The organism is Paenibacillus sp. FSL P2-0121 (genome assembly GCF_037975345.1).
GTDB classification, from domain to species: Bacteria; Bacillota; Bacilli; order Paenibacillales; family Paenibacillaceae; genus Paenibacillus_AQ; species Paenibacillus_AQ odorifer.
On record NZ_CP150245.1, the window covers coordinates 623,140 to 648,486 of the forward strand.

The 25,347-nt window shown below is 44.8% G+C and carries 17 protein-coding genes; 16 read left to right on the forward strand and 1 reads right to left on the reverse strand.

Translation table 11 applies throughout. The features are described from left to right. Nucleotides 1–30 precede the first annotated feature (30 nt). From MKY54_RS02765 to MKY54_RS02795, 7 genes are all read left to right on the forward strand, one after another. Nucleotides 31–666 carry a nitroreductase family protein gene (locus tag MKY54_RS02765; protein WP_076101373.1) on the forward strand — a complete coding sequence of 212 codons (636 nt, stop codon included), beginning with the start codon at nt 31–33 and terminating at the stop codon, nt 664–666. Between the two features lie 59 nt (nt 667–725). After that, the gene (locus MKY54_RS02770; protein WP_036676736.1) at nt 726–1,019 is read left to right on the forward strand and encodes a putative quinol monooxygenase; all 294 of its coding nucleotides are present in this window, start codon (nt 726–728) and stop codon (nt 1,017–1,019) included. A gap of 175 nt (nt 1,020–1,194) precedes the next feature. Continuing rightward, a complete protein-coding gene (locus MKY54_RS02775) occupies nt 1,195–2,763 on the forward strand; it encodes a phospholipase D-like domain-containing protein (protein ID WP_076193720.1) in 1,569 nt (522 codons plus the stop codon). Between the two features lie 62 nt (nt 2,764–2,825). Further along, complete coding sequence (locus MKY54_RS02780) at nt 2,826–3,203, forward strand: hypothetical protein (RefSeq protein WP_076185165.1); 378 nt, start codon at nt 2,826–2,828, stop codon at nt 3,201–3,203. A 74-nt stretch (nt 3,204–3,277) separates the two neighbouring features. Continuing rightward, nucleotides 3,278–3,604 (forward strand): metalloregulator ArsR/SmtB family transcription factor, encoded by a 327-nt coding sequence (locus MKY54_RS02785; protein WP_036676741.1) that lies wholly within the window; start codon nt 3,278–3,280, stop codon nt 3,602–3,604. A 107-nt stretch (nt 3,605–3,711) separates the two neighbouring features. After that, nucleotides 3,712–5,475 (forward strand): SulP family inorganic anion transporter, encoded by a 1,764-nt coding sequence (locus MKY54_RS02790; protein WP_076124440.1) that lies wholly within the window; start codon nt 3,712–3,714, stop codon nt 5,473–5,475. A gap of 150 nt (nt 5,476–5,625) precedes the next feature. Further along, nucleotides 5,626–6,321 (forward strand): DUF1361 domain-containing protein, encoded by a 696-nt coding sequence (locus MKY54_RS02795; RefSeq protein WP_038568569.1) that lies wholly within the window; start codon nt 5,626–5,628, stop codon nt 6,319–6,321. Here MKY54_RS02795 and MKY54_RS02800 read toward each other — a convergent pair. Then, the gene (locus MKY54_RS02800; RefSeq protein ID WP_076124439.1) at nt 6,318–6,635 is read right to left on the reverse strand and encodes an MGMT family protein; all 318 of its coding nucleotides are present in this window, start codon (nt 6,633–6,635) and stop codon (nt 6,318–6,320) included. The two genes, MKY54_RS02795 and MKY54_RS02800, sit on opposite strands and share 4 nt — an antisense overlap. A gap of 214 nt (nt 6,636–6,849) precedes the next feature. Here MKY54_RS02800 and MKY54_RS02805 point away from each other — a divergent pair, with 214 nt between their 5' ends. The 9 genes from MKY54_RS02805 to MKY54_RS02845 all read left to right on the forward strand — a co-directional run bounded on the left by MKY54_RS02805 (nt 6,850) and on the right by MKY54_RS02845 (nt 25,124). Then, nucleotides 6,850–7,902, forward strand: a complete 1,053-nt coding sequence (locus tag MKY54_RS02805) for a LacI family DNA-binding transcriptional regulator (RefSeq protein ID WP_076193723.1) — start codon at nt 6,850–6,852, stop codon at nt 7,900–7,902. Nucleotides 7,903–7,969: 67 nt separating this feature from the next. Continuing rightward, entirely contained in the window at nt 7,970–10,384 is a 2,415-nt protein-coding gene (locus MKY54_RS02810; protein WP_076193726.1) for a hypothetical protein, read from the forward strand. Between the two features lie 93 nt (nt 10,385–10,477). Beyond that, the gene (locus MKY54_RS02815) at nt 10,478–11,878 is read left to right on the forward strand and encodes an extracellular solute-binding protein (protein WP_076193728.1); all 1,401 of its coding nucleotides are present in this window, start codon (nt 10,478–10,480) and stop codon (nt 11,876–11,878) included. A gap of 34 nt (nt 11,879–11,912) precedes the next feature. Then, a complete protein-coding gene (locus tag MKY54_RS02820) occupies nt 11,913–12,890 on the forward strand; it encodes a sugar ABC transporter permease (protein WP_081383334.1) in 978 nt (325 codons plus the stop codon). After that, on the forward strand, nt 12,890–13,768 hold the full coding sequence (locus MKY54_RS02825) for a carbohydrate ABC transporter permease (protein ID WP_081386388.1): 879 nt from the start codon (nt 12,890–12,892) through the stop codon (nt 13,766–13,768). The genes MKY54_RS02820 and MKY54_RS02825 overlap by 1 nt, the downstream gene beginning before the upstream one ends. A gap of 19 nt (nt 13,769–13,787) precedes the next feature. Then, complete coding sequence (locus MKY54_RS02830) at nt 13,788–20,174, forward strand: S-layer homology domain-containing protein (RefSeq protein WP_339189389.1); 6,387 nt, start codon at nt 13,788–13,790, stop codon at nt 20,172–20,174. 892 nt (nt 20,175–21,066) lie between these two features. Beyond that, a complete protein-coding gene (locus MKY54_RS02835; protein ID WP_139330151.1) occupies nt 21,067–22,617 on the forward strand; it encodes a spore germination protein in 1,551 nt (516 codons plus the stop codon). Beyond that, nucleotides 22,614–23,771 (forward strand): Ger(x)C family spore germination protein, encoded by a 1,158-nt coding sequence (locus MKY54_RS02840; RefSeq protein ID WP_076193734.1) that lies wholly within the window; start codon nt 22,614–22,616, stop codon nt 23,769–23,771. Before MKY54_RS02835 ends, MKY54_RS02840 begins: the two co-directional genes overlap by 4 nt. Nucleotides 23,772–24,011: 240 nt before the next feature. Next, nucleotides 24,012–25,124: an endospore germination permease gene (locus MKY54_RS02845; RefSeq protein ID WP_076303404.1), complete on the forward strand. Its 1,113-nt coding sequence runs from the start codon at nt 24,012–24,014 to the stop codon at nt 25,122–25,124. Nucleotides 25,125–25,347 lie beyond the last annotated feature (223 nt).

The following is a 25,347-nucleotide window of genomic DNA, read 5'->3' on the forward strand; positions in this document are numbered from 1 at the left end:
ACAAAACACACTCAAAGGAGAATTAATCATATGAACGCTACACAAACAAATGATTTTCAAGAAATTATTACAGGACGCCGCTCTATCCGCAAATATGATCCATCCGTTAAAATCAGCAAAGAAGAAATGACACAGATCCTTACCGAAGCTACACTTGCTCCATCTTCAGTGAACATGCAGCCTTGGCGTTTTCTGGTCATTGAAAGTGACGAAGCTAAAGCTACTTTAGCGCCTCTCGCTCGTTTTAATAACGTACAAGTAGAGACTTCTGCGGCTATGATTGCCATCTTTGGTGATTTGAACAACTTCGATTACGCTGAAGAAATTTACGGTACGGCTGTTGAACGTGGACTTATGCCTGCTGAAGTAAAAGAAAATCAATTAACCAGATTATCCGCTCATTTCGCTAACCTGCCACGGGAAATTAATAGAGACACCGTGCTTATCGATGGCGCACTTGTTGCTATGCAGCTGATGCTGGTTGCTCGTGCACATGGTTACGATACAAACCCAATTGGTGGATTTGAAAAAGACCAAATCGCTGAAGCGTTTGGTATGGAAAAAGATCGTTATGTTCCTGTAATGCTGCTCTCCATTGGTAAAGCTGTTGATGCAGGTTACCCCTCTGTTCGTCTGCCTATCGATAAAGTTGCTGAGTGGAAATAATTATTAAAGTTAGTAAGCCAACACGCTACCATAAACACTAATCTTAGGAGGAATATACAATGATCATTATTCATGCTGTACTTAAAGTTAATCCAGAGCGTCGCGAACAGTTTTTGACGGAGTCTAAAGCATTACTGGCTGCTACTCATGCTGAAGAGGGTAACCTTTCTTATGAGCTATATGAGAATGCTGGAGAAGCCAACTCATTTATTATGATTGAGCAATGGCGTGATGCTGAAGCAGTATCCAGCCACAATACGAGCGCTCATTTCACTGCTTTCTCAGCTAAAGCTGGCGAATTCTTGGCTGCTCCTCTAGATGTTAAAGTATTTAGCGCAGAACAGGTAAAATAAGCTGTCTCCATTCTTAGCGAATTCTATTTAAACCTAAACAGGGATGATCCATAGCCATAAAGGCTGTGGGGCATCCCTGTTTTGCATTTCACCCCGTTTATAAAAAGGAGATCTAGGGTATCTATCCTTACCTTGATTCAAAGGCATGCAATATAAACGATGGGGGACTTTACATATGAAGACACAGAGAAATATGATTGATTTCTTGAATTATTATCTATCCGGCGGATCGCTTGCCCGTATTATGGGTGTAGCAGGAGAAGAGGTGGAGCGTAAGCTTGAGGGGATAGACCTAGAGGCTGCCAGAGCCTATCGTCAGACGCTTGGCGGAGTCATTACGACAAGTGAGCAGCTATTCCAGCTTCCTGGATTTAGCCCAAGCTTCCTGGAACAACTTACTGAAGTATTGGGCAGACTAGACTCAGGCAAGCTAAAGGTTCTGGCTCCGCAGACTACGTGGAATAATCAAGTAACACCTTACGTGAATGGTCCAGAGTGTCTAGGAATGATATTAGAGGAGATCAGAAAAGCGCAGCATTATATCCACCTGTCTGTCATGCTTTTTTTTAATGATCGCTCGGGCAATCTGGTTGCAGATGAACTGTTTTATGCTCTTAAGCGTGGCGTTAAGGTAAGGGTTATGGTCAATTACACATTGACGGCTTTGGGGTACGGAAATAATCTGGAGTACGGCCAGTTCTCCAAGATTGCTGATCAGCTTGAGAATGCAGGCGCCAAGCTGCTGAATACCTTCAATTCGTATTATACAGCCATTGAATGGCGGGTGAAACGAAAGGCGCTGGAGCAAGAAGGAGTGCCGGAAAGTATCCTGTTTCTGCAGGATAAAGTGCAAGAGGATGTTGAGGTCACAGGACTGAATGTCATCGATCATCGGAAGTTTATGGTCATAGATGGGGTAACCACGATTATAGGCAGTGTAAATATTGGTGACCAATATACGTATGAGACCCCAGTGCAGGCATCCTCTGCAATGAGTATAGATGGACATCCACAGGGGATTCCTAGTAAAGAGGCTGAGTGGCATGATGGCTGCTTCCGGATTCGCGGCGCAGCAGCGCAGCCTTTGAATGCGATGTTCTATTCTCGCTGGCTGCTTCTAGGCGGAGATCATTTTGATGTGAATGATGTCTTTTATTATCCGGATGTGGATTATCATTTTGGTGAGGAAGAATGTACGCTGTTAGCAAGCTTTCCAGGTAACCCGGTTAACCTGATTCAACAATATTATCTGGATTTAATTACTTACGCGGCTGAAGAGACTATCATCGTGAATCCTTATTTGATTGATCAGGATTTTTGGGATCGGCTTGGGCTGCTTGGTCCGGAATGCTCGTGTAATTTGAACATTTGTAACCCGCTGGAGGTTAATGATCATCCTACAAATCGCGCGGCGGTAAGAGGCAATATGTATATGCCGTTTATTAACGGTGTTTCCTTCTATGACTACAGTGCCACCGGTCGATTTTCCCATTGGAAAATTACCTATGATCATAGATCACAAGCCGTTTTTCATGGTTCATATAATATCAACGAAAGAAGTGCCTGCCACGATTTTGAGCTGGGAATGCTGGTAAAAGGGGAGGCCTTTGCAGAGCAGATAAAGTCTATGATCGATTATGACCTGAGTGTTTCGCGGAAGATTACCAGTAAAAGTGAGTTCTTTAAGCATCCTTGGTTACACCCTAGTACTTATCTGAATAAGGCAACCCAGAATTATACTTGATAAATTGGGCTAATTCTCATGATATAATGATCGTTATAAATCATTAGGGTGGAGTATGGGCTATGCAAATCAAAATTACAAAAAGTGGTTTGAAAAAGGACGAGGTATTTTTTCTCACAGAATTTGGGGAGGGCCGGGGAATCTGGTGTGGTGCTCCTGTGAATCCAGGGGCAGAAATGGATGTGGAATTCGAGCTTTCGGAGCTGCTTATGAGGTGGGTGGATATCCATCCTGTGCCTGCAGGTGAGTTCAACATCAGGCTCGAACAGGATAGGGTTATTTTTACGGGCGTGTTGGAGAATATTGAAGAAGATGGCACAGGATTTTTACGAATAGGTGAAGGGTTAGTGATGTTCGAGTGTCTCGGTGAACCTATGGCACTGGGTGTGTTCGTAGAATTGCAGGTCCGTGATGTGCGAATCTATCCCTTCAGTATTTGACGCTTCTTAGGGACTAAGATAACATACAAAGATAACATTAGATTCAGAAAGTTAAGCATGAGGAGTAGAAAGCTATGAACACCGAAATTCAGCAATTTAAGACCGAATTCTTCAAGGCGCTGGCTCATCCGATGCGTATTCGTATTCTGGAGCTGCTTAGCGAAGGTGAGAAGAATGTGAATGAACTGCAGGCTATTCTCGGCTCGGAAGGTTCTGCTGTATCCCAGCAGCTAGCTGTTTTACGCGCCAAAAATGTAGTAACCAGTGTGAAAGAAGGCACCACAGTCATTTATGCCTTACGTGATCCTCTGATCAAGGACCTTCTGGTTGTGGCCAAACAAATATTTGATAACCATCTCGTGAATACCATTTCATTGCTGGAAGGCATGCGCGGCGAGTGAAAATGGAATAGATTAACGTTATTTTGGCGTTGACAACAGTCGCGTCCTAGAGTAATGTTCTTCTTATATTCAAATAATCAGATATTTAAAGAAAAGAAGGTTTGAACATGACAGGGCGGGGTCGTTATAAAGGCTACAACATGAACGCTTTTCGCAAGGATTTGATATCAGGGACAATCGTCGGGGTTATTGCCATTCCTTTAGGGATGGCATTTGCTATTGCTTCTGGTGTAAAGCCGGAATATGGCATTTATACGACAATCGTTGCCGGCATATGTATTTCATTGTTCGGGGGATCGAAATTTCAGATTGGTGGACCGACAGGTGCATTTATTCCTATCTTGTTTGCCATTGGGATGCAGTATGGTTATGAGAACCTGCTGTTAGCGGGGATGATGGCGGGGGTTATTTTAGTCCTCATGGGATTGTTAAGGCTGGGTGTACTGATTAAATTTATTCCGAAGCCGGTCACGATTGGTTTCACAGCAGGCATAGCGGTTATTATCTTCACCGGACAGATTGCTAACTTCCTTGGGTTAAGGGATATTGAACGGCACGAGAGCTTTGTAGATAACATGAAAGAAATTGGACTTCATCTATCGACGATCAATGGATATAGTATCCTGACCGCCGCGATTTGTCTGGCCGTTGTTATCCTAGCGATTCGCTTCGCTCCGAAGGTGCCGGGTTCATTGGTCGGTCTTCTTTGTGCGACTGTCATAGCAGCGTTATTTTTTAGCGGTAAGGTGACTACGATTGGTTTGGCCTATGGGAATATCCCTAATACACTGCCAAGCTTCCGTTTTCCGACCATTACCTGGGAGCGGATTACACTGCTGATTCGTCCGGCCTTTATCATCGCGATGTTGGGTGCTATTGAATCCTTATTGTCAGCTGTCGTAGCTGATGGGATGACAGGCAGCCGCCATAACAGCAACCGTGAACTGATTGGTCAGGGAATCGCCAATATTGCAGCTCCATTGTTTGGAGGAATTCCAGCCACAGGTGCCATTGCCAGAACCGCCACAAATATCAAAAGCGGCGCAGTTTCTCCGATCTCAGGGATCGTTCATGGGGTAGTGGTATTCCTAATTCTTCTGTTGTTTGCACCCTATGCTTCTAGTATTCCGTTGGCAGCGATGGCTCCTATCTTGATGGTAGTAGCTTGGAATATGAGTGAGCGTAAACAATTTCTTCAATTGCTTAAAATCAAAACAGGCGATTCTTTGGTATTATTCATCACTTTCTTGTTGACGATATTTGCAGATTTAACGCTGGCCGTAGAGGTGGGATTGATTCTTGCGGTGATTTTGTTTGTGAAACGGATGGGAGAGGTTCATCTGGTATCCAAAGTATTGCCTGATCCTAATTCCGTCAAGGTAGGAGCACATATGGTAACGGAGAGTCATGATTGTCCGCAGATTGGGATTTATACCGTGGAAGGGCCGCTGTTTTTTGGCGCTGCGTATAGATTTGATGACACCATGCCGGGTTATGGCTCCGATCAGCCGAAAATTATATTAATGCGGATGGGAAAAGTGCCATTCATGGATACTACGGGTGAATCCAATCTGGCGGAGCTGGTGCGGCATCTCCATGCTGTTGGAGGGAAACTGATGATCTCCGGTGTTCAGCCGCAGCCGCTTGAGCTTCTTAAGAGAACCGGGCTATATGACAAAATAGGAGAGGCACAGTTCTATCATCATACCGGTGAAGCGATCAATGAAGCTCTTAGCAGTATTAATCACAATAAATGTATCGGATGCAGTCATGCGGCGTTTAGGGAGTGTACGGCATTATCCTGTCAGGAGGATGCAGGTGGACTACGAGGTCTGACAGGACGCAAGAAGCCAGCATTGCCTCTGAACTAATCAGCGGTACTTGAGCTTAATAAATAAAGTCGGCCTGGGCGCTATTCTTGCGTCTGGGCTTTTGTATTAAAATTGGACTTCGGAATTCTGAATTTGTACAATTGGGTATAAGTTTAATGTAATTAATATCGATAAGGAGAATATAAGCTCATGAAGGAATTGAATTATCCGAAGGTGTTTATGCTCTTGGCGGGATTGTCTGTCGCTACATTGGCGGTATATCGTGTAGTGTCACTTCAGACGGATTCGTTTTACGGTTTTTTAATTTGGAATTTGTTCTTAGCTTGGATTCCGTTTTTATTCTCCATGGCTGCTTATGAGCTAGACAAAAGGAAGATAGGCGGTTTATTACTTCTTCCTTTGGGTGTCGCGTGGTTGCTGTTCTTTCCCAACGCGCCTTATCTCATGACTGACCTGGTGCATTTAACGGTAAGAAAAAGTAGATATATCGTGGAGGGGGCCATTCAGAATCGCTACTGGTATGACTTGGTCACTCTTTTATTGTTCACCTGGAGTGGATGGTTGACCGGTTTTTTCTCATTGTATCAGTTCCAGACGGTCATTTATCGCAAAAGCAACCTGCTGTGGTCATGGGTATTCGTGCTTGCGGCATGTATGCTCGGGGGATATGGTGTACTGCTTGGCCGAGTCTACAGACTCAATAGCTGGGACGTCCTGACGGACAGGCATCAGTTGTATCAACTTGTTCTGGATAGCCTGAATCTCCAGTCCGTATTTTTCAGCTTGTTCATTGCCTTTGTCCTGCTGGTCATTTACGCGACGATGTATTGTCTACTCAATGCTCTTGGCACCGGAGAAAGACGAAGAGTTACCAGAGGGTACTAATCGGCACACTCCGGCTCAAACTGGAATTGCTTCAGATCTACCACACCTTTTTCATTAAAACTAACTCCCTCTCCCTGTAGATAGAGCCTCTGGAGGGAGTTAGACTCATCCTCAGTTAGTGCGATCATTCCCTTAGCATTAATGACCCGATGCCAGGGCAGCTTATATTTTTTGCTCATGGAGTGAAGGATGCGAACGACCTGCCTCGCTCCTCTTGGGCTGCCTGCCGCGCGGGCAACTCCTCCGTAGGTCATCACTTTACCTTCTGGTATAGACTGTATGATATGAATAACTCTCTCAGTAAATGGTGTCATAGCAAGCTCAAGCTCCTATATCTTATTTTTATCCAATGCTCAACAGATAAATCAATTCTAAACGAAACGGGGGACGAACAGGAGGATTTTTTGAGAATAGCAAAAAAGGGGTTGCAAAGCAATAAATACGCGTGGTATATTTTAACTGTAAAAATAATCTAAACGTTTAACAACGTGATTGAAAGAGTTCCATAATAAGATAGGAGAAGGTGTAATGAGGAAAACCAGCATTAAAGACATAGCCGCAAAGGCTAATGTTTCGATTGCTACAGTCTCCTATGTGCTTAATGGTACCCGCAATGTACGTTCCGATACAAGGGAACGAGTTGTTGCAGCCATTGAGGAGTTGAATTATAAGCCGAATGCTATTGCGAAGAGTCTCAAACTCAACCGTACGAATACAATAGGTGTTATTGCAGAAGATGTGACGGTATTTAACACCCCCGATATTATCGATGGAATTAATGATTTTGGAGATCGTAATGATTTGCATATTTTACTGGTGAATCTTCGTTTGGACAAGCGTATCGGCCGTAACTTCTCGAATACGGAAGACTATCGAAAGTATGCCGCTAATGCGGTTGCCGAACTGCTCAGTAATCAAGTGGATGGGATTATTTATATCGGTGTTCATCCCCGTGATTTAACGGGTTTAATCGATACGGAAGGTAAGCCTATTGTGTATACCTACTCTTACACACAGGACGATATCTCTATCCAGTATAATGATGAGCAAGCTGCTTACCAAGCCATGTCCTACTTGGTTAACCAAGGACATAGCAGAATTGCTGTAATCAGTGGTTTGATGGATTCAATCCCTTCCAGATTAAGACTGAACGGTTATTACAAGGCCGTTACTGAATATCAATTACCGTTCGATCCACTGTTAATTAAGATGGGAGACTGGGAGAGGGAATCAGGGTATCGTCTTACCTCCGAGTTGCTCGCTTTGCCGGAGCCTCCAACCGCGATTCTTTCCATGAATGATGTAATGGTTGTAGGTATTTTGCAGGCGGCAGAGGAAAAAGGGTTTAAAATACCGGATGATCTGTCGGTTGTCGGTTTTGATAATCGTGAATTCAGTGATTACTTACGCCCGCGTATAACAACAATGGGACTTCCGCTACATGAGATGGGCTATCAAGCTATTGAGGTGTTGTTCAATTTAATCAAGGGGACGAAGATGGATTCACTGACCATGCCGGAGTGCCGGTTGATCGAACGTGATTCTGTGGCTACGTTAAAAAATGCTGTGAGACAAAAATAAGTTTCACAGCTCCTTTTTCCTCATAAATCTAAACGTTTAACTTAAAATATTGAAGAGGTGCTAGGCAATGACGATTCTAGGCAACGAAAATTTCAGGATGGAGTTAAGCGACCGCGGAGCACTTCAGTCTCTGATATTACAGGGCGACCCTAGTGAAATGAACTGGGTAGTTGATCCGTCTTATTTGGAAGAGGCAGGTTATGCGGATACAGATAAGCTATTCGGAGAATGGACAATAGAGCTAGACGGGAATATCATAAAAAGCACTGATCTGTTGCCCAATATCACGCTAGAAGGAAAACACCGTGTAATTGTGGATTTTGAAGGCGCGCCGATTGCAATCAGACTTACATATTCTTTGGAAGATGAGCGACTAAGATGGACTATTGAAGCTATGAACCGCTCAACACAGTCTGTAAGAATTAATGGACTTCATGTGTGGTTTTCGCTCGCTTATGTCATGTACAGAGATGAAAATGTGCAGCGCAATATGAGTCAGTCCTGTGCAGTATTCCCCCATCTTGGTGGAGATTTCGCTAAAATTGCTGCCATTCGACGGAGCAACGAAGCACCACATCTGGGTGTTTATGGTGTTCAGGGCAGAACAGTAACCGTAGGTACTTATTGTAGTTATAAGAATCGTTTTCTTGAGCAGGTTTCCCCTTCTTTGGATGGTCTGCTGTATCATCGGTTATCGTTGGTGGAGGACGGATCATCTATGACCGAATCTGCAGCTGCCGACTGGATATATGGTGGCGCTTACAGTCCGCTGGATCTTGACGCTGGAGAGACCTCCAGCTGGGAATACATATTCCATCCCTGTCAGAATCGAGATGATTTCTATAGGCAGGGTATGGCCTATGGACATCCGCGCTGGAGCTATACGCCTGTATTAACCCGGGGAGGAAGGTTCGAAGCTGTTGTTGATCTGCCGCAGGGCCAGGCTCTACGTGAGCTGCGTTTGTATAGCACTTCAACGGCAACGGAGCTGATCCGCCAGGAGAATATTACGAACGAAGCTGTACGGTTGGAGTCAGGCAGCAGCTACACTATATCTTTACAGCGTTTGGAGCCGGGAGAACATAAGCTGGAGCTGGGGCTAGAAGATGGACGGACCGATATCCTGGTCTGGAATGTACTGGAGTCGATTGACCTGATTCTGGAAAAGAGAGCCGAGTGGTTGGTAAATAACAACTTTGGAGGGACAGGTGAGGCTGAGAGGCCATATGCCTTCCGTCCGCTATCGAATCAGGGAGAATCGCTGGGTAAGGTTGCTTTTCTTCTGATGAAGAATAGCATGGCCAAGGCTGTCCCCGAACAAGTAGCTAAGGCCGAGATTGCCGCAGTATTGGATGTGAAGGAGCATTGGTTTGAAGGCGGAGATTTCAATCATCCGCGTCCCTTGTATGGAGAATTCTACCGCATTTATGATCTGGATTATATTGGGCATGTCTTTTATCTATTGTCACGAATGGATGGTTCGTTACTTAAAATTCATTCTCCTAGAGAATATCTACAATGGGCTGCCGAAATCATGTGCCTTCGCCTAGACCCTGATCGGCATAGTGGGCAGCGTGAACAGGATGAGAGCCGTCTAAATGGTATATTTGTGCTCTATATTCTTGATTTATTAGAGGCACTGAAGCAGAGCGGTCTTTCAGAAGAGTATAAACGTCTACTTACCTTATGGGAGCAATTTGGCAGAAATCTGGAGACAGGGATACAGCAGTATGAGGGAGCTATAACGGAGCATTTTTACGATAATGCAGGATTTGGTCCTACCTGTGAAACATTGTGTCACCTTGGAAATAAAGAGGAGGCTCAGCGTTATGGGCAACTAATTCTGGCAAATATCGGATTCAGTAATGATTACAGAGTGCAGAATCCGGATCGCTGGTGGGAAGCTTTGTCGTATATGATTCATTCCCTTTGGGGTGGATTGGTAGCAGGTGCATCCCGGGTTGCCTATGAATTCCTTGGAGACCCTGAATATTTGGAAGCCGCTTACCGTTCTACGATGGCAGTATTCAATTGTTACGATTGGAATGTACGCTCTACTCCACGCCGTTTGTTGCCTGGAGAGGCAGCCTCTACATATAGTGTGGCAGCTCCTAACCTGAACATGCCAGAATTGTCGCGAAACCGTTTTGGGCAATCCGTATTTGTGGGGGCAAGTGATTCCTTGTTTGCTTCGCTGTTCTCGGGTGTGACAGGAGATGATTGGGATATGGGGGAGGAGCTAGTGGCCTATCTAATGGGCTTCGGGACAACCACATATTTGTACAGGGATCCACGCGGAAAGATGCGCTGTATTAACGGTTATATTGAAGAAGACTCGGAGGGCTGGATCGTAACAAGTTACGCTGCATATCCGTCAAGATATGTGCTGCTTGAGGATAAGCTCGAATATCGCACAACTGAGGGGATACTAGAGCCTCGCGTAAGACTGGCAGGCGGAGGAATATTCAGCCCTTGTCTGTAATCGCTAAGAATGACAAACCATGATGATTTTAGGCTAAAGCTTTAAATGCTTGGCTTGAAATAAATAGATATGAAAAAAAGGGAGGCAACAAACATGAAGTTTGGAAAACGTACTCTAGTTCTATCTTTAGCATCAATGATGGTTTTTTCCGCACTGGCAGGCTGTTCGGGCGATTCCAACAACGCGGCTCCAAAGGCATCTGAAGGGTCTGGAGCAGCCAACAAAGAAACTACGCCTGATAAAGATGTAACCTTGGAATTATTGTATTGGGGTGATGATGTACAGAAAAAGCTGGTAGAAGCGGCAGCAGAAAAATATACAGCCGACACCGGAGTGAAAATCAATGCACAAGTACTTCCAGCAGATGGCTCCTTTGATACATTTATTCAGACTCGGCTCGAATCCGGTGAACTTCCAGATATCAGTTATATGGGTGAAGGCGATATCCAAAAGTACAATGAAATGGGAATTATCGAAGATATCAGCGATTTATTAGCGGACGGAAGCATTCCTGAAAAACTATCAGCGATTACAATCCATTCACCTGAGCAAAAAGTGATTGGAGTCGGCCTATCCAACCAGTTGGAGCTGCTTTACTATAGCAAGTCCAAATTTGATGCAGCAGGTCTTGAATATCCACCCTCCAAAGTTGAAAATGCGTGGGATTGGGATACATTCGTGACAAACGCGAAAAAGCTAACGACAGATACTAAAGGAAAAACAGCGGCAGATGAAGGCTTTGATGCTGCTCTGACCGAGAACTACGGGCTTGGTATGACAGCGGGACGGGAGTTCCACCACTTCTGGGCAGCTTATGCCAACGGTGGCGGGATTGTTTCCCCGGATGGAAGGGAGTTTCAATGGGATTCTCCCAAAACAGTTGATGCCATCCAGAAGCTAGCTGATCTCGTTAACAAAGACAAGGTTGCATCCGCTTTCAATTACACTTGGAATTCTGGAATTGGTTCTGCGGTAGACGCTTTGAGTGGTGGTTATGCCATGGCAATCAGCGGCTCTTGGGATCTAGCTAATATCAAAGGTAATGAAGATATCGGCGTTGGCGTTCTGCCTAAGATGGAAAAGGCAGTAACGATGAACTGTGGTGCTCCGCTTGTTGTGTACAATACATCGAAGCACATTGAGGAAGCCAAGAAATTCTATGCTTACATGGTCAACCCTGAGAACAGCCTGGAGCTGCTGAAGAGTGGTGCGTGGTTGCCGAACCAGGCAGATTGGTATACCGATCCTACCTTGGTTGAAAAGTGGACCTCCGATCTTCCTGAAAGCGCAAAAGAAACTATCCTTAGTTATTCCACAACGAAAGACTCTATCGCACAATGGCCTGCATATTACGTTCCTGCCTACCTCAAGATGAATACTGAATATGAGAAATCTATTGATCAGGCGTTGGCAGGTAAGAAAAGTGTTAAAGAAGTCTATGACGCGATCATGCCAGCGATCAAGCAGTTGTTCGAGAGCGGCAAGGTTTCCTAATTAGAGCTTATATTTGAAAAGAGGGCTATTGCTTATGAACCCAGAGAGCAAAACCGAAACGGCTGCGGTCTATGTTAAAAAGCATGCCAGAGGTGTCACCAAAGAGGCGGTGGCTGGATATTTGTTTGCAGCACCGGCCATTATTGGATTTTTGGTATTGACGCTTTATCCGATGTTGGCCAGTTTGTTTTACAGCTTTCATAAAATAACGATTATGAGCGGAAGCCAAGTTATGGAGTGGATTGGACTGGATAATTTCCGGTACATATTCACCAATACCAGCTCCGAATTCAAAAAATCCATAACGGTAACCTTGATTTATGCCTTCATTAACGTGGCGCTTGTAATCACCTTTTGTCTGATTGTTGCACTCTTATTGAACCGTAAATTTATCGGCAGAAACTTGATGCGGGCTATATTCTTTCTGCCGTCTGTAGTTCCGATGCTGGCGACAACAATTGTGTGGCAGATGCTTCTACAGAACCAAGCCAAGGGTGGATTGCTTAACTGGATTTTATTGCAGATAGGAATAGCCCCTGTTGATTTCCTGACAGATCCCATCCGTATTTTTGAGACATTGTTTATCATGAGCTTGTGGACCTGTGGTGGGACGATTGTTGTGTTCATCGCTACGCTGCAGGATGTTCCGGGAGAATTGCTGGAAGCTATCGAGATGGACGGGGGAAATGCTTGGCACAAGTTCCTCAAAGTAACCTATCCGACGATCAAGCCTGTCCTCTTTTTCCAATTGATTATGTGCATGATGACCTCTATCCAGATTTATACGCAAAGTGTGGTGTTGTCCAGAAATGGTGCACCCGATCGGATGACTTATTTTATCAACGTTATGATCTATGACCATTCATTTGTTCAGGTAGGGATGCGCGGTTTGGCGTCTGCTGAGGCATGGGTCGTCTTCCTAATCACTATGGCCATTACTGGTGTGCTGTTCTACTTCCAGGGCGCATTTAAAAGGGACGATTCGATGGGCAAAAGAAAGAAGGCGAGATAATGGCGGCTACCGCAATTATGAATTATACAAGTATCCAGAAAAAAAAGAAAAGAGCTAAAGCCATCAATACCGGGCTGATTCTGCTCTCCTGTATACTCGCAGTGGTGTTTGCTTTTCCGCTTTATTGGCTGCTGCGAGGTGCCTTCGTGAGCCATACAGAAATACTGGCGCGGCCGCCTGTGTTTTTCCCCGAGTCACTAAATGTCGATAATTTTCGGCTTGGATTGGAACGTATTCAGTTCCTGCGGCAGCTCTGGAATTCAGTTTCGATTGTAGTTCCTTATGTGATCGGGACGGTGCTGACGACAAGCTTTGCGGGGTATGCCTTTGCTAAGCTGAACTTTCCGCTGCGCGGGATGTGGTTCGTGCTGGTCATCAGTACGATGATGCTGCCTAGTGCCGTAACCCTGCTGCCACAATATTCTCTGTACACTTCTTTGGGACTGGCTGGCAAACCTGCTCTTATTATTCCGGCCTTTTTCTGTGCAGGCGGCAACGCGTATTTTGTCTTTTTGCTCCGGCAATTTTTCATGACGATTCCGCTAGAACTCAGTGAAGCTGCCAAGATTGACGGTGCGGGTTACTTCCGTATCTACTCCCGCATCATGCTGCCGCTTATACGTCCCGCAATGATTGTTGTGGCGTTGTTCAGCTTTATCAACTGTTGGAATGAATTTTTCTACACCATGATTTATTTAAAGACTGAAGCAGATTATACGCTGCCTATGGGCTTGTATATTGTGAACGGGATGCGCATTCCGAACTATGAACAGGTCATGGCACTGGCGCTCGTCGTTACAGCTCCTTGTCTAGTATTTTTCTTGATCGGCAACAAATATTTTGTTGAGGGCATTACATTAACAGGAATCAAGGGATAAAAAGGAGGAATTCATCCAAATGACAAGTCATAAATGGCCCAGAAGAGCTTCTGTAGCGGCATTATGCGCGGCTGTGGTATTAAATGCAGGGATTGTTCCCGTATCGGCTAACTACACGACTGATTTCTATCATGAAGGTGTAGGCACCGATTACGGGCAGGCGAAGTGGAAGGATAATTCTATTGTTAAGGAAGGCGTTAATTTCAGCGATGTCACCGTCGGAGAAATGATGCAAGCGATTGAAGCTTTTGATTTTGAGGCTTTTGCAAAAGATAATTCCGATTTGCCTTGGCTTGACGCCTTGCTAGTTAACGAAGGTGTCATTCCGGATGATGTCAACGACGAAGTTAGCGCCAATACATTGTTCAGCCGGGGAAGCGCTTTGTACATGAAGACTCAGGATAATACCAAGCTGGGTTTTGTGGGAACAGTGCATTACGCGGATACTTTGAACAAGGACACGATGTATAACATCACCCTTTCTACAGGAGACTTGGCGGAACAGAAAAATGTGCGGAAGAACTACCCGAGTCATGAGAATCAGACCTACACAAGCGGAGGCCTGGAGATTAACCAGCGGAAATTTATTTCCAGCTATAACAGTGCTGTAACGCTGCTTCAATTGAAGAATCCTACAGCCAGCGATATAACGTTGACGATAAAGGTTAAATCACCTTTTGTCTCAGCGGCTGAGGGTGATGAGCTGGTGGGTTACAGAGTGGCTGCTCCGCTAATGATAGGCAAAGCTGGGCAAAAGGTAGTTGAAGCAATGTCCTACGTGGATGTTCACCTGAGCGGAAACGGCATGAGTCCTTCCGGAAATGAACTGGTTAAAGAGATTACAGTGCCCGCCGGTGGCTCCGTTGACCAAAAGGTAGTCATGGGTTGGCTCGCGGATGAAATACCAGGCTCAAAGCTGCATTATGAGAGCTTTAAGGCTGCTGACAGCAATGATACAGCCTTCTCCGCACAGGTGCGGGAGTACAACGAGTGGTGGGCAGAGAACATTCCATATATCGATGTTCCCGATGAGAATGTGAAGAAGGTACTTTATTATCGTTGGTGGTGTAACCGCTTTAATTTGCTGGATGCCAACATTCCGGGCAATGACTGGCAGTTCCCGATGAACATGGAGGGCGTTCTTGGCTACAACAACGGGATTACGGTCAGTGTACCTTGGGCGATGCAGGATCTGAAATGGCTGCGTGATCCTTCCTACTTGTATGGAACCTGGCTGGCTCAAGGGGAATATTCCGAGAATAAGAACTATAAAAATAATCCCGGACGTCCTAACATCTGGACTTGGGATATGATGCAGAACACGTCGCAAGTAGGCTGGGATGCTTACAAGATTTACGGTGGTGGTCAGGAAATATTGAAGAAGTTCGCTGATTTTTCCGCCACTGATGTTACCGGCACACTTGAACATTTTAAAGGCACTAATCCAAATCTTGTTTATTATAACCATGGTCCGATTACAGGTAATGACGGAGATACCGTATCCATGCACTGGAATGGCAGTGGTAACTATGCTAGGCTGGATGGTTCTTCTACTACCTACGCCAATGCAGTGGCAACAGCGAAGATGTACGAGCAGCTTGGGGATACTGCGGGTGCAGCTAAAATGAACACTGTGGCGCAGAATATTAAGAATTCAATTCTGAATGAGATGTGGTACGACAAGGCTGACTTTGATGGTGACGGTGTGGCAGATACGAATGGTACAGGCAGCTTTTTGCACAAAAAAGTTGTGGGTGGTACCGATGTATTCAACCCTTGGCGGGATAATAACATGTTTGTCTTTAACTTTGGTGTAGTACCAACTGAAGGTGAAGAAGGATATGAGGCGAAATATTTATCCCAGTTGTCTGATTACGCAGATCCGAATTATTATCCGATCTTTCCTTTCTTTACAGCGGATCAGAACAGCATTATGAAGCGGGTGGAAGATTTCAAGAATGGCAAGACGGATGCCTTCGGTACAGACCAGTTCGCATGGTGTAACTTCGGCAACTATATTAATACCGTTCGTGCCTCTCTGCGCTATTATCCTATAGATAACATCAATAGTGACGTTTACAAAACACTGTTTGATTGGGGCGCTTGGTTGCATACAGTGGAGCCGGGCAATACGGACCACCTGGACTCTAATGAATTTTTCTGGCTGGAGGATTACTTCTTCGGCACGCCATGGACAAAAGACAATCCTCCTAACCCTAGTGGAGATATGGTACGGGCATGGATTCACCACGATACGCTTGGCATGATGAATTACACTGTGGTTGAAGATATGGCGGGTATTCAGCCACGGACAGATGACAAGATCGAGCTATGGCCGATTAATGTTGATTATGACTATTTTGCTGTAGATAACGTGCGTTATCATGATGCTAACTTATCTATCGTATGGCAGGATCCTGCTAAATACAGCGACAATCCTCATTATCAAGGTATTCCAGCAGGTTATTCGCTCTTCATTAATGATGAACTCGTAATGACAACTAACGAAATGTCCCATCTGATTTATGATACAGCTACTGGTAAGGTGGAAAAACCTTCAGGTGATGTAACTGGGGCTGTTGGCGATAACTCGAAGACACAGGTGTTATATGAAAAAGGCAGTGCTACGACACTTGCTGCGGCAGATCAAACATCCCTAGCTAGCAATGAGAAGACTGTCGATATGTTTAATAAAGCAGGCGTAGATATTGTTAATGACGGTACGAATCTGGCTGTTGCTTCAGGCACTACTGTTGAATCGACTTATATCAAGAGCGGTTCGAACATCCGCAACCTGGCGGACAATTCGACAATCGCATCGATTAATCATACGTCAAACACAGCTTTATTCGGAGGTTCGCCGAATTCCGTCGATACGGTTACGTTCAAATTTGATGGAGTCCAGGCTGTGGACAATGTAAAAGTCTATTTCTATAATGACCGGCTTCTGAACGGTTATGGTACACCACAGACATTCGGTGTCGAATATCAGGATGCTGATGGAAGCTGGAAACCAGTGGAGGGGCAATTCCGCTATCCGGAGTATATTGCTTCCAACTATAACAATGTAGAGTTCCAAAAGGTTAACACTGCAGCGATTCGCATTCATGTGACGCATTCGCTGGAACTTGCGACCGCCATAAAGGAGATTCAGATCTACAACAATAATCTGGAGGTTAAGGCGGCTGCCAATCAGGCACCAAAGGTTTATCTAGAAACACCATTGAAGGTTGAGCAAAATGTGCCTCTGACGATTATGCCACAAATCGTTGATGATGGATTGCCAAGTGGCAAGCTGACTTATACCTGGGAGAAGATTTCAGGTGAAGGAGAAGTAGAGGAGACAGGGCTTGATAAGGCCATGCTGCAAGCAACCTTTAAGGCGACTGGTGAATATGAATACCGCCTGACTGTCAGCGATGGGGAACTTGAAACTGTCGTGAAGGTTCCAGTCACCGTATTTGTAGCTACTGCAGAACTGACAGAGATGATCGCTAAGTTTGCGGATCGGGATTCCGGCAGACTTGTCCGGAACAAGGATGATTTTACTGCGGCAACATGGCAAGAGCTGCAAGCTACACTGACTGCTGCCAAGGCATTGCTGGCTCAGGGAGAATATACACTGGAAGAGATCAAAGTGGCAACGGATCAAATGCGGATGGCGGTGGAGAACCTTAGATACAGAAATGCTGCCCTTTTGGCTAACCCTAGTGCCTCTTACACTTCGGCATGGGAGTCTGTATATGGCATTAATGATGGTTATATCCCTTATACTTCAGCAAGTATTTACAATAGCGAAGCAGAAACTCAGTATGGGAACTGGGGCGGTCCCGGTGAAAGCCACTGGCTACAACTGACCTGGAAAGAGCCCGTGACTTTGTCAGGCAGCTCCGTGTACTTCTATGATGATGAAGGCGGTGTACAGGTACCGGGAGATTACAGCTTCGAATATTGGGATAAGGATGCCGGAAAATACTTACCGGTAACGGGCCTGAGCGAGAAAGGCAAAGCAAGAAATGCATTTAACGAGGTAACCTTTGACGAGGTGAAGACGGATAAACTCCGTTTGATTCTTAATAAGCAGTCCACTAGTATTTGGACAGGCGTTAAGGAATGGCGGGCAATTTCGTCTAAGCCAGAAGGAGAAGTTCCTGCTCCCGGCGACCATGGTGCGATTGTAAGCATTGAACAGATTGCGGTGAGTACGACAGTTAACGTCGTGCCTACTCTTCCAGCTAAGGTTACGGTAACTTACGCCGATAAAACGACAGGCTTGGCAAGTGTGGTATGGGAGGAAATTCCCCTTAACAAACTCACCATTGCTACAGACTTCACTATATTTGGTAAAGTGGCGGGCACCGATATTGCTGCCAGTTGCCGCATCAGTGTGAGGTACGATAAATCTAAACTTAAAGCAGCCATTGATACAGCGGAAGATCCTTCGGTAAATGAAGAGAATTATACCGGAACGCCTGAGCAATGGGATGCACTACGCATTGCACTAGAGGCTGCTAAAGCCACTTATGCAAATGACGGTGCTACCGATGGTGATATTAATGTGGCATATTCCAATTTGAAAAATGCCTTTGAAGCCTTACAGCCTGTCGAAGCTCATGATGCAACGATCAGCGGAATCACAATTCCGGGCGGATCTATTGATCAGGTAGCCAAAGAAATTATTTTACCGGATACGACTACACTTGATGAGCTGAAGGAAGGACTTACTGTGCCGGTAGGGGTTACCTTCGCTGTGTATGAACCCGATAGCATTACTATTGCGGGAGAAATTCAAACGGGTTACAAGGTCATTGTGACGGCACTGGATAAAACAACGACCAGAACGTATACCTTAACATTAGTTTCTGTAAATCCACCTCTCATAACGGCAGCCTTGGAGGAGAAGCTTAGAGCAATAGAGGCTCTGGATAAGAGCCTTTATGTAGAGGAGAGCTGGAATACTCTTGAGAAAGAGGTAGCACGTGCAGTGATGTTGCTGGAGAGTGGAACTGCTACTCAGGCAGACATTGATGAGGCATTAAGTCAGCTTACTGCGGCGGTTGCGGGCCTGAAGTTGCTTTCAGAAGCTACGCCAACACCTACGCCAACACCTACGCCAACACCTGCACCGACAACGACACCAACGCCAACGGCAACGCCGAAACCAACAGAGGCACCGGGTACTTATGTGCCGGTAGCCACGGCAAAACCTTCGCCTAGCGCGTCTGCGACAGCTGCCCCTGCTGTAAGCAATGGTAAAATCATTGTCCAGATGGTTATCGGAGCAGATGGAAAAGCATTGGCTGAACTGGCTGCCACAGATGTTGAAAAGGCAGCAAAGGATGCAAAGGATGGTATTCTGTCCATTGTCGTGAATCCTACCGGAAACGCGAAACAAATTGTAGTTGAGCTGCCACTGCAGTCACTGGCAGCAGCGGGGAATGTTAAATCCCTCAAGATTGATACAGGAACAGCAAGCATAATGCTGCCGGAAAATTTCCTTAAGACTTACAAAGATGCTAAGAACAGCAAACTTAAGCTTATTGTGGGCACTGGAGATATATCCGGATTGCCACTTTCGGTAAGCAGTCAGTTGAATGCAGGTACAATTAAAGACATCAGTCTTAGCGTAGATGGTGTGATTATTCCAGGCGATGTACTGAAGACATCGGGGATCAAGCTGGCACTTCCTTATACGCTGAAGTCTGGTGAGAAAGCACATAAAGTAGTGGTTTATTACTTGAACAGTAATCAGCAACTAGAGATCGTTAAGAACGGAAGATTTAATACAGGAACACAGATGCTTGAGTTAAATTTGCAACAGCTTGGCAGTTATGTAGTGGTTCACTCGAATGTTTCATTCAAAGATACCGCTACAGCTAATTGGGCGGTAAACAGTATTGAAGCACTCGCAGCACGAGGCGCAATCCAAGGGATGGATGCTGAACACTTTAATCCAAGTGGAAATGTGACCCGTGCAGAATTCATCAAAATATTGATGAACGCTTTTGATTTACTAGATGAGACGGCTGTAAGCACATTTACAGACGTTAAGGATGGGGCATGGTATGCCAGTCCGATTGCGAGCGCTCAAAAGCTCGGTATTGTTAAAGGCAAAGCGGATGGCAACTTTGGTGCAAGCGAGGAGATTACTCGTCAGGAAATGGCGGTCATGATTTATCGTTTGGCTCAGACGATTAATATCCCATTGACCGACGGAACAAAGGCTTCTGGTGAAGCATTCTCTGATGTGAACCAGTTGTCTGCGGATGCAGCCAAAGCTGTAGAAGCGATGCGTATTAGTGGAATTATTAACGGTATGACATCCAACCAATTTGGACCAAACGGCAAGGCTACAAGAGCGCAAGCAGCGACCGTGATCTTCCGCCTGTTTGAGCAGCTTCAATAATCGTGCAGCAATACAAGATATAAAAAAGACGCAGGTGTCCCGTAGTCATGATCATGACTGCTGGGCACCTGTGTTTTTTTGCTGCCAACCCCAAACGCCTAATCTCATGCTCGTATCCACCACGCTCTTAAAACAAACTTTGCTTCATGGTATGTAATTTGCACGCAAGAGATCGCTAACGGACCCAGTAGCCCCTAAACGTTGCATTTATCGACTTTTGGTGTGCTATCGGACCCAATAGTCGCTATTGGCATGAAAATCGCCCGATTAGAGCCACTTTTGATGAGATAGCTGCACTGGAGTCCGAAAATGTGCCCAAAAGGCGGTAATTGAGCCAATAACGCCTCCTGAGTCCGTAAGCGTCTGAGGATGCACTCGGTGTTATCGTACCTAGATCTGTAAGTACTTGAGAGTGTATTCGTGTTATCGTGCTAGGTGCGTAAGCCCAAAGGATGAGTGTGACTCGGCGGCAACGGACCCAGTAGTCCCTAAACGTTGCATTTATCGACTTTTGGCGTGCTATCGGACTCCATAGTCGCTATTGGCATAAAAATCGCCCGAACAGAGCCACTTTGAATGAAATAGCTGCACTGGAGTCCGAAACTGTGCCCAAAAGGCGGTAATTGAGCAAATAACGCCCTCTGAGTCCATAAGTGTCTGAGGATGTATGCGGTGTTGCGTGCCTGAGCCGAAAGTGTCTGAGGATGTATGCAGTGAGTCGCTATTGGCATGACCCCAAGGGCTGATTTAGTGACTTACCTGCGGAACCCAGCCTATGGAGCAGTCTCATTTTCTTTCTTGTTGATCCCTTTTCAGTATAATTTTGGCGGATAGGATTTGGAGAGACGGGGGATAATTTCTAGGAAACCTAATTCTGACAGGAGTGACTACTGTGGAGGAACGGCCAGCAGGTGGGAACAGCAATACGTCTCAAAAAAACACAAAATCTGAGCAGACTCTGAGTACGTCACTGGATGAAATGATGACTTTGTTTAGAGACATATTCAAGAACGATGGAACGCTTAGAATCAGAGTGTTTAGCAACATGTTTAGTGATAGTCTTCGCTTTGGATTAGTCTATGTTGACGGAATGGTTGACAAACATATGATCCAAGAGGGGATTATCAAGCCCGTCATGGCATTTGATTTTACCGAAAAGGATTGTGGCAATAAAGCCGAGCTGATGGAGAACATCCGGACGCAGGTCATTAGTATTAGCGATGTGGTTGCCTCTGAGAATTTTGATGAAATGATCTATGCGATTATAGCTGGCAAGACCTTACTGTTGATGGACGGTTATGCCGGTGTTCTGAACATTGGTGCACAGGGTTGGGAGACAAAAGCTCTTGCGGAACCGGTGACCGAAAAAAGTGTCAAAGGTCCAAGGGAGGGATTTACGGAATCACTGTTAGTAAATCTCACTCTTATTCGGCGCAGGGTACAAGATTCCGAGTTGAAATTTGTTTTTAGTTCACTGGGAACACGGTCCAAAACACCGATATGTATCTGTTACATGGAGGGGTTAGCATCACCGGCTATTCTCAAAGAATTACAGAATCGAATGGAACAGATTGACATAGATCTTATTCTAGATACGGCATCTCTGGCGGAATTAATTAGAGACGAGCCCTATTCGCCCTTTGAAATGACAGGAAGTACAGAGCGCCCGGATGCTGTAGTCAGTAACATGATGGAGGGCAGAGTTGCCGTGCTCATTGAAGGCAGCCCGTTTGCAATGACTGTCCCCTATGTATTTGTAGAGAATTTTCAAGCCAGCTCGGATTATTACATTAACTTTTATTTTGGTTCCTTCAATCGAATGTTGAGAGTTTTTGGAGCTTTTTTGTCGATCAGTATACCTGCTCTTTACGTAGCTTTAGTTACCTATAGCCAGGAAATGATCCCAACCATGTTGTTGCTCAGTATTTCTACAGCAAGAGTAGCAGTCCCTTTTCCTACAATAGTAGAAGCGTTATTCATGTTAACTATATTTGAAATATTAAGAGAGGCGGGTGAGCGGATACCTACCTATATAGGACAGGCTATCAGTATCGTAGGCGCTCTCGTGTTAGGACAAGCAGCAGTGGAGGCTAGAATAGTTAGTGCTCCAATGATTATTGTAGTCGGTTTAACAGGAATCATGACGCTACTTAACCCTAGGTTGACCGGTCCTTTAATTATCGTAAGAACATTGCTGCTGGGTGCGAGTTTTTTTCTAGGGATATACGGTTATTTTCTTGGAATGCTTGGTTTAGTAGTTCATTTGATGAGTCTGCGTAGTTTTGGGGTTCCATACATGCTTGGAGTAGGCTCAATCCGTCCTCAGGACATTAAAGATACAGCGATCAGGGCGCCGTGGTGGCATATGTATCTGCGTCCGGCGTTAATTGGGGCACGAAATATGAGGAGAAAAGGTTCCAATAAAATAAGGAGAAGACCATGAGCAAGCTGAAAAGGATACTTCTGATTGTTACATCCATGATGCTTCTGATCTGCAATACAGGCTGCTGGAACTACTTTGAAATTGACGATATGTCGATTGTTGCCGGGGTCGCGATTGATAAGGGGAAAAAAGACGGTCAGTTATTGGTGACAACAGAGATTGTAGATACGAAGGAAGGAATGAAATCAAGTCAGGCTGGCTTCAAAATGATCACGCTCGCGGGCGAGACCATGTTTGATATTGTGAGGGGAATGATCTCGATCACTGGAAAAAAGTTATTTTGGAGCCATTCTAAGGCGATTATCCTTAGTGAGGAGATTGCAAGGGAGGGAGTCACCAAAGTAATAGATTGGTACAACAGGGATACGGAAACCCGATCGGATGTGTATATTTTTGTCGCTAAAGAGAAGTCGGCTCAAGAAATCATAAGTCTCAGCAGTTCGACTGAGAGTATTATGTCCTATGCACTTGCACAGCAGATGAGGACTGAGAAAAATGTAAGTACAGCGCCGGTTGTGGAAATTTGGGACTTCATAGATAAGCTCGAGGCTTCTGGTGAATATGCCATCGCTCCATTAATTTATGTTCATGAACAAAATAAGACGAAGAATGCACGAGTTAGCGGAACAGCTATTTTCAGGATGGATAAAATGATCGGTATGATCAGTGGCGAAGAAACGAAATACATGTTGTTTGCCAACAATCAAATCGAGGGAGGTGTGTTAATCGTAAAGGATGAAAGTGGAGAACCTGCCTTTTCCCTCGAAATTTTATCCAATCGTACAAAAATAAAACCTGTATGGATAAACGGTAAGCTCCAAATAAAGCTTAATACACTGACACACGCAGGACTGGACGAGGTTAAATCTTCGGGGGAATTCAATAATCTGGACAGCAAGAAGACTATAGAAAGGTGGGCTGAAAAAGAACTGGAGGAGCAGATTCTCTCCGTTATTCATAAGGTTCAGAAGGATTACCATGCAGATATTTTTGGATTTGGAGAGCTTCTTCATGAGAAAATGCCACGGACCTGGGAGAAAATCGAGAAAAACTGGGGGAAGGAATTTTCCAACGTAGAGATAGTAGTGAATTCCAAGGTGATTATCGAGAGCAGTGCACAAACGTCAAGGTCTATCAAGATTCATCAAAAATAGGTGATAAAATTGGTTGTTGTGGTCATATTTATCTATGCGGTAATTGTTTTGAGTGATCTTTATGGTCTATGGAAACAGGGGATGAAGCGGGATTTTTATGTTTCTTCCGCACTATGTCTGGTATCATTCTGTATTGCTTTTGCATTGGCAATGAGATGGTCACTCCCTAGTCCTTCACCATACCTAGAACACTGGATTAAGATGCTATTTTAGGTGACAAGCCTAAAGGGAGAATAGAGTATGAACAAAGAGATCGTATCAACAGGGCATGCTATTAGTATTGCTGTCTTGTTTATTATGGGGACTTCAATATTTATGGGTGTGCCGGGAGAATCCGGTAACAGTAACTGGATCGCCGTATTATTAGCCATGGTACTGGTGGTCCCACTGCTGCTGATATATGCCAGACTACACATCTTATTACCAGGCAAGGATCTATTTGATATGTTGATTACCGTGTTTGGAGGCGTCTTGGGTCGAATCATTTCTTGTCTCTATATTTGGTATACCTTTCATCTAGGGACACTAATTCTTAGGGTTTTTGGAGAATTCAGTAGATCCGTTACTTTAACCGAAACACCAATGATAGCACCTATGGCATGTCTTGGACTGTTGTGTATATGGATAGTTAAGGCTGGGATTGAAGTGCTGGGGAGAAGTTCTAAGCTTCTATTACTGTTCGCAATATTTGTTAATCTAGTCATTGTCACCTTAGCTTTTTCCAAAATGGAATATCATCACCTACTTCCGCTGTTGGATAAAGGCTGGAAGCCATTATTTAACGATACGCTGGGCACATTTTCTTTTCCATTTGCAGAGGTTGTAGTCTTTCTGGGGGTATTCGGTAATTTATCGAAGAAGAGCTCAGCGAAGAAGGTATTATTTGGTGGCGTAGCGATTGCTGGGGCAATTATTATTATGGCTACACTACGGAACCTATTGATGCTGGGTCCTGAGGTCTTGTCTAGTTTATATTTTCCGGCTTATGTGTCTGCAGGGCGTATTAATGTAGGAGATTTTTTGACCCGAATTGAAGCGTCATCGGCAGTGGCTTTTGTAATCACAACATTTATAAAAGGAAGTTTATGCCTTTACGTATCTTGCATTGGAGTAGCTAAAGTATTCAAGCTCAAGAGTTACCGCTCCGTTGTGCTTCAGATGGGACTACTCATGATCTATTTTGCGGATTTTGTGTACAAGGATATTATGGAAATGTACTATTTCTCTTACCATATTTATAAAATATACGCCTTTCCTTTCCAGGTGATTATTCCGTTGATATTATGGATTTGCGCTGAAATTGTTGTGAGCCGAGGTAAAAATAAACAGATAGCGCCGCAGTCGCAGCAATAGCTCTAAATAGGAGGATACAGGTGTCTCGTGAGCCATAAAAGGTGGCTGTTGGGATGCTTGTGTCCTTTTTGTTACGAGTAATTAGGTGAAATCCCACATTCGGAATCTTAGCGGAGCGCATAGTTGTTATTGATTAGCGTCCTCTGAGTCCGTAAGTTTCAGGAGAGGGCGATGATGCTATAATGATAGATACATAGAATAGAGGTTACTTTTTTTGAGAACA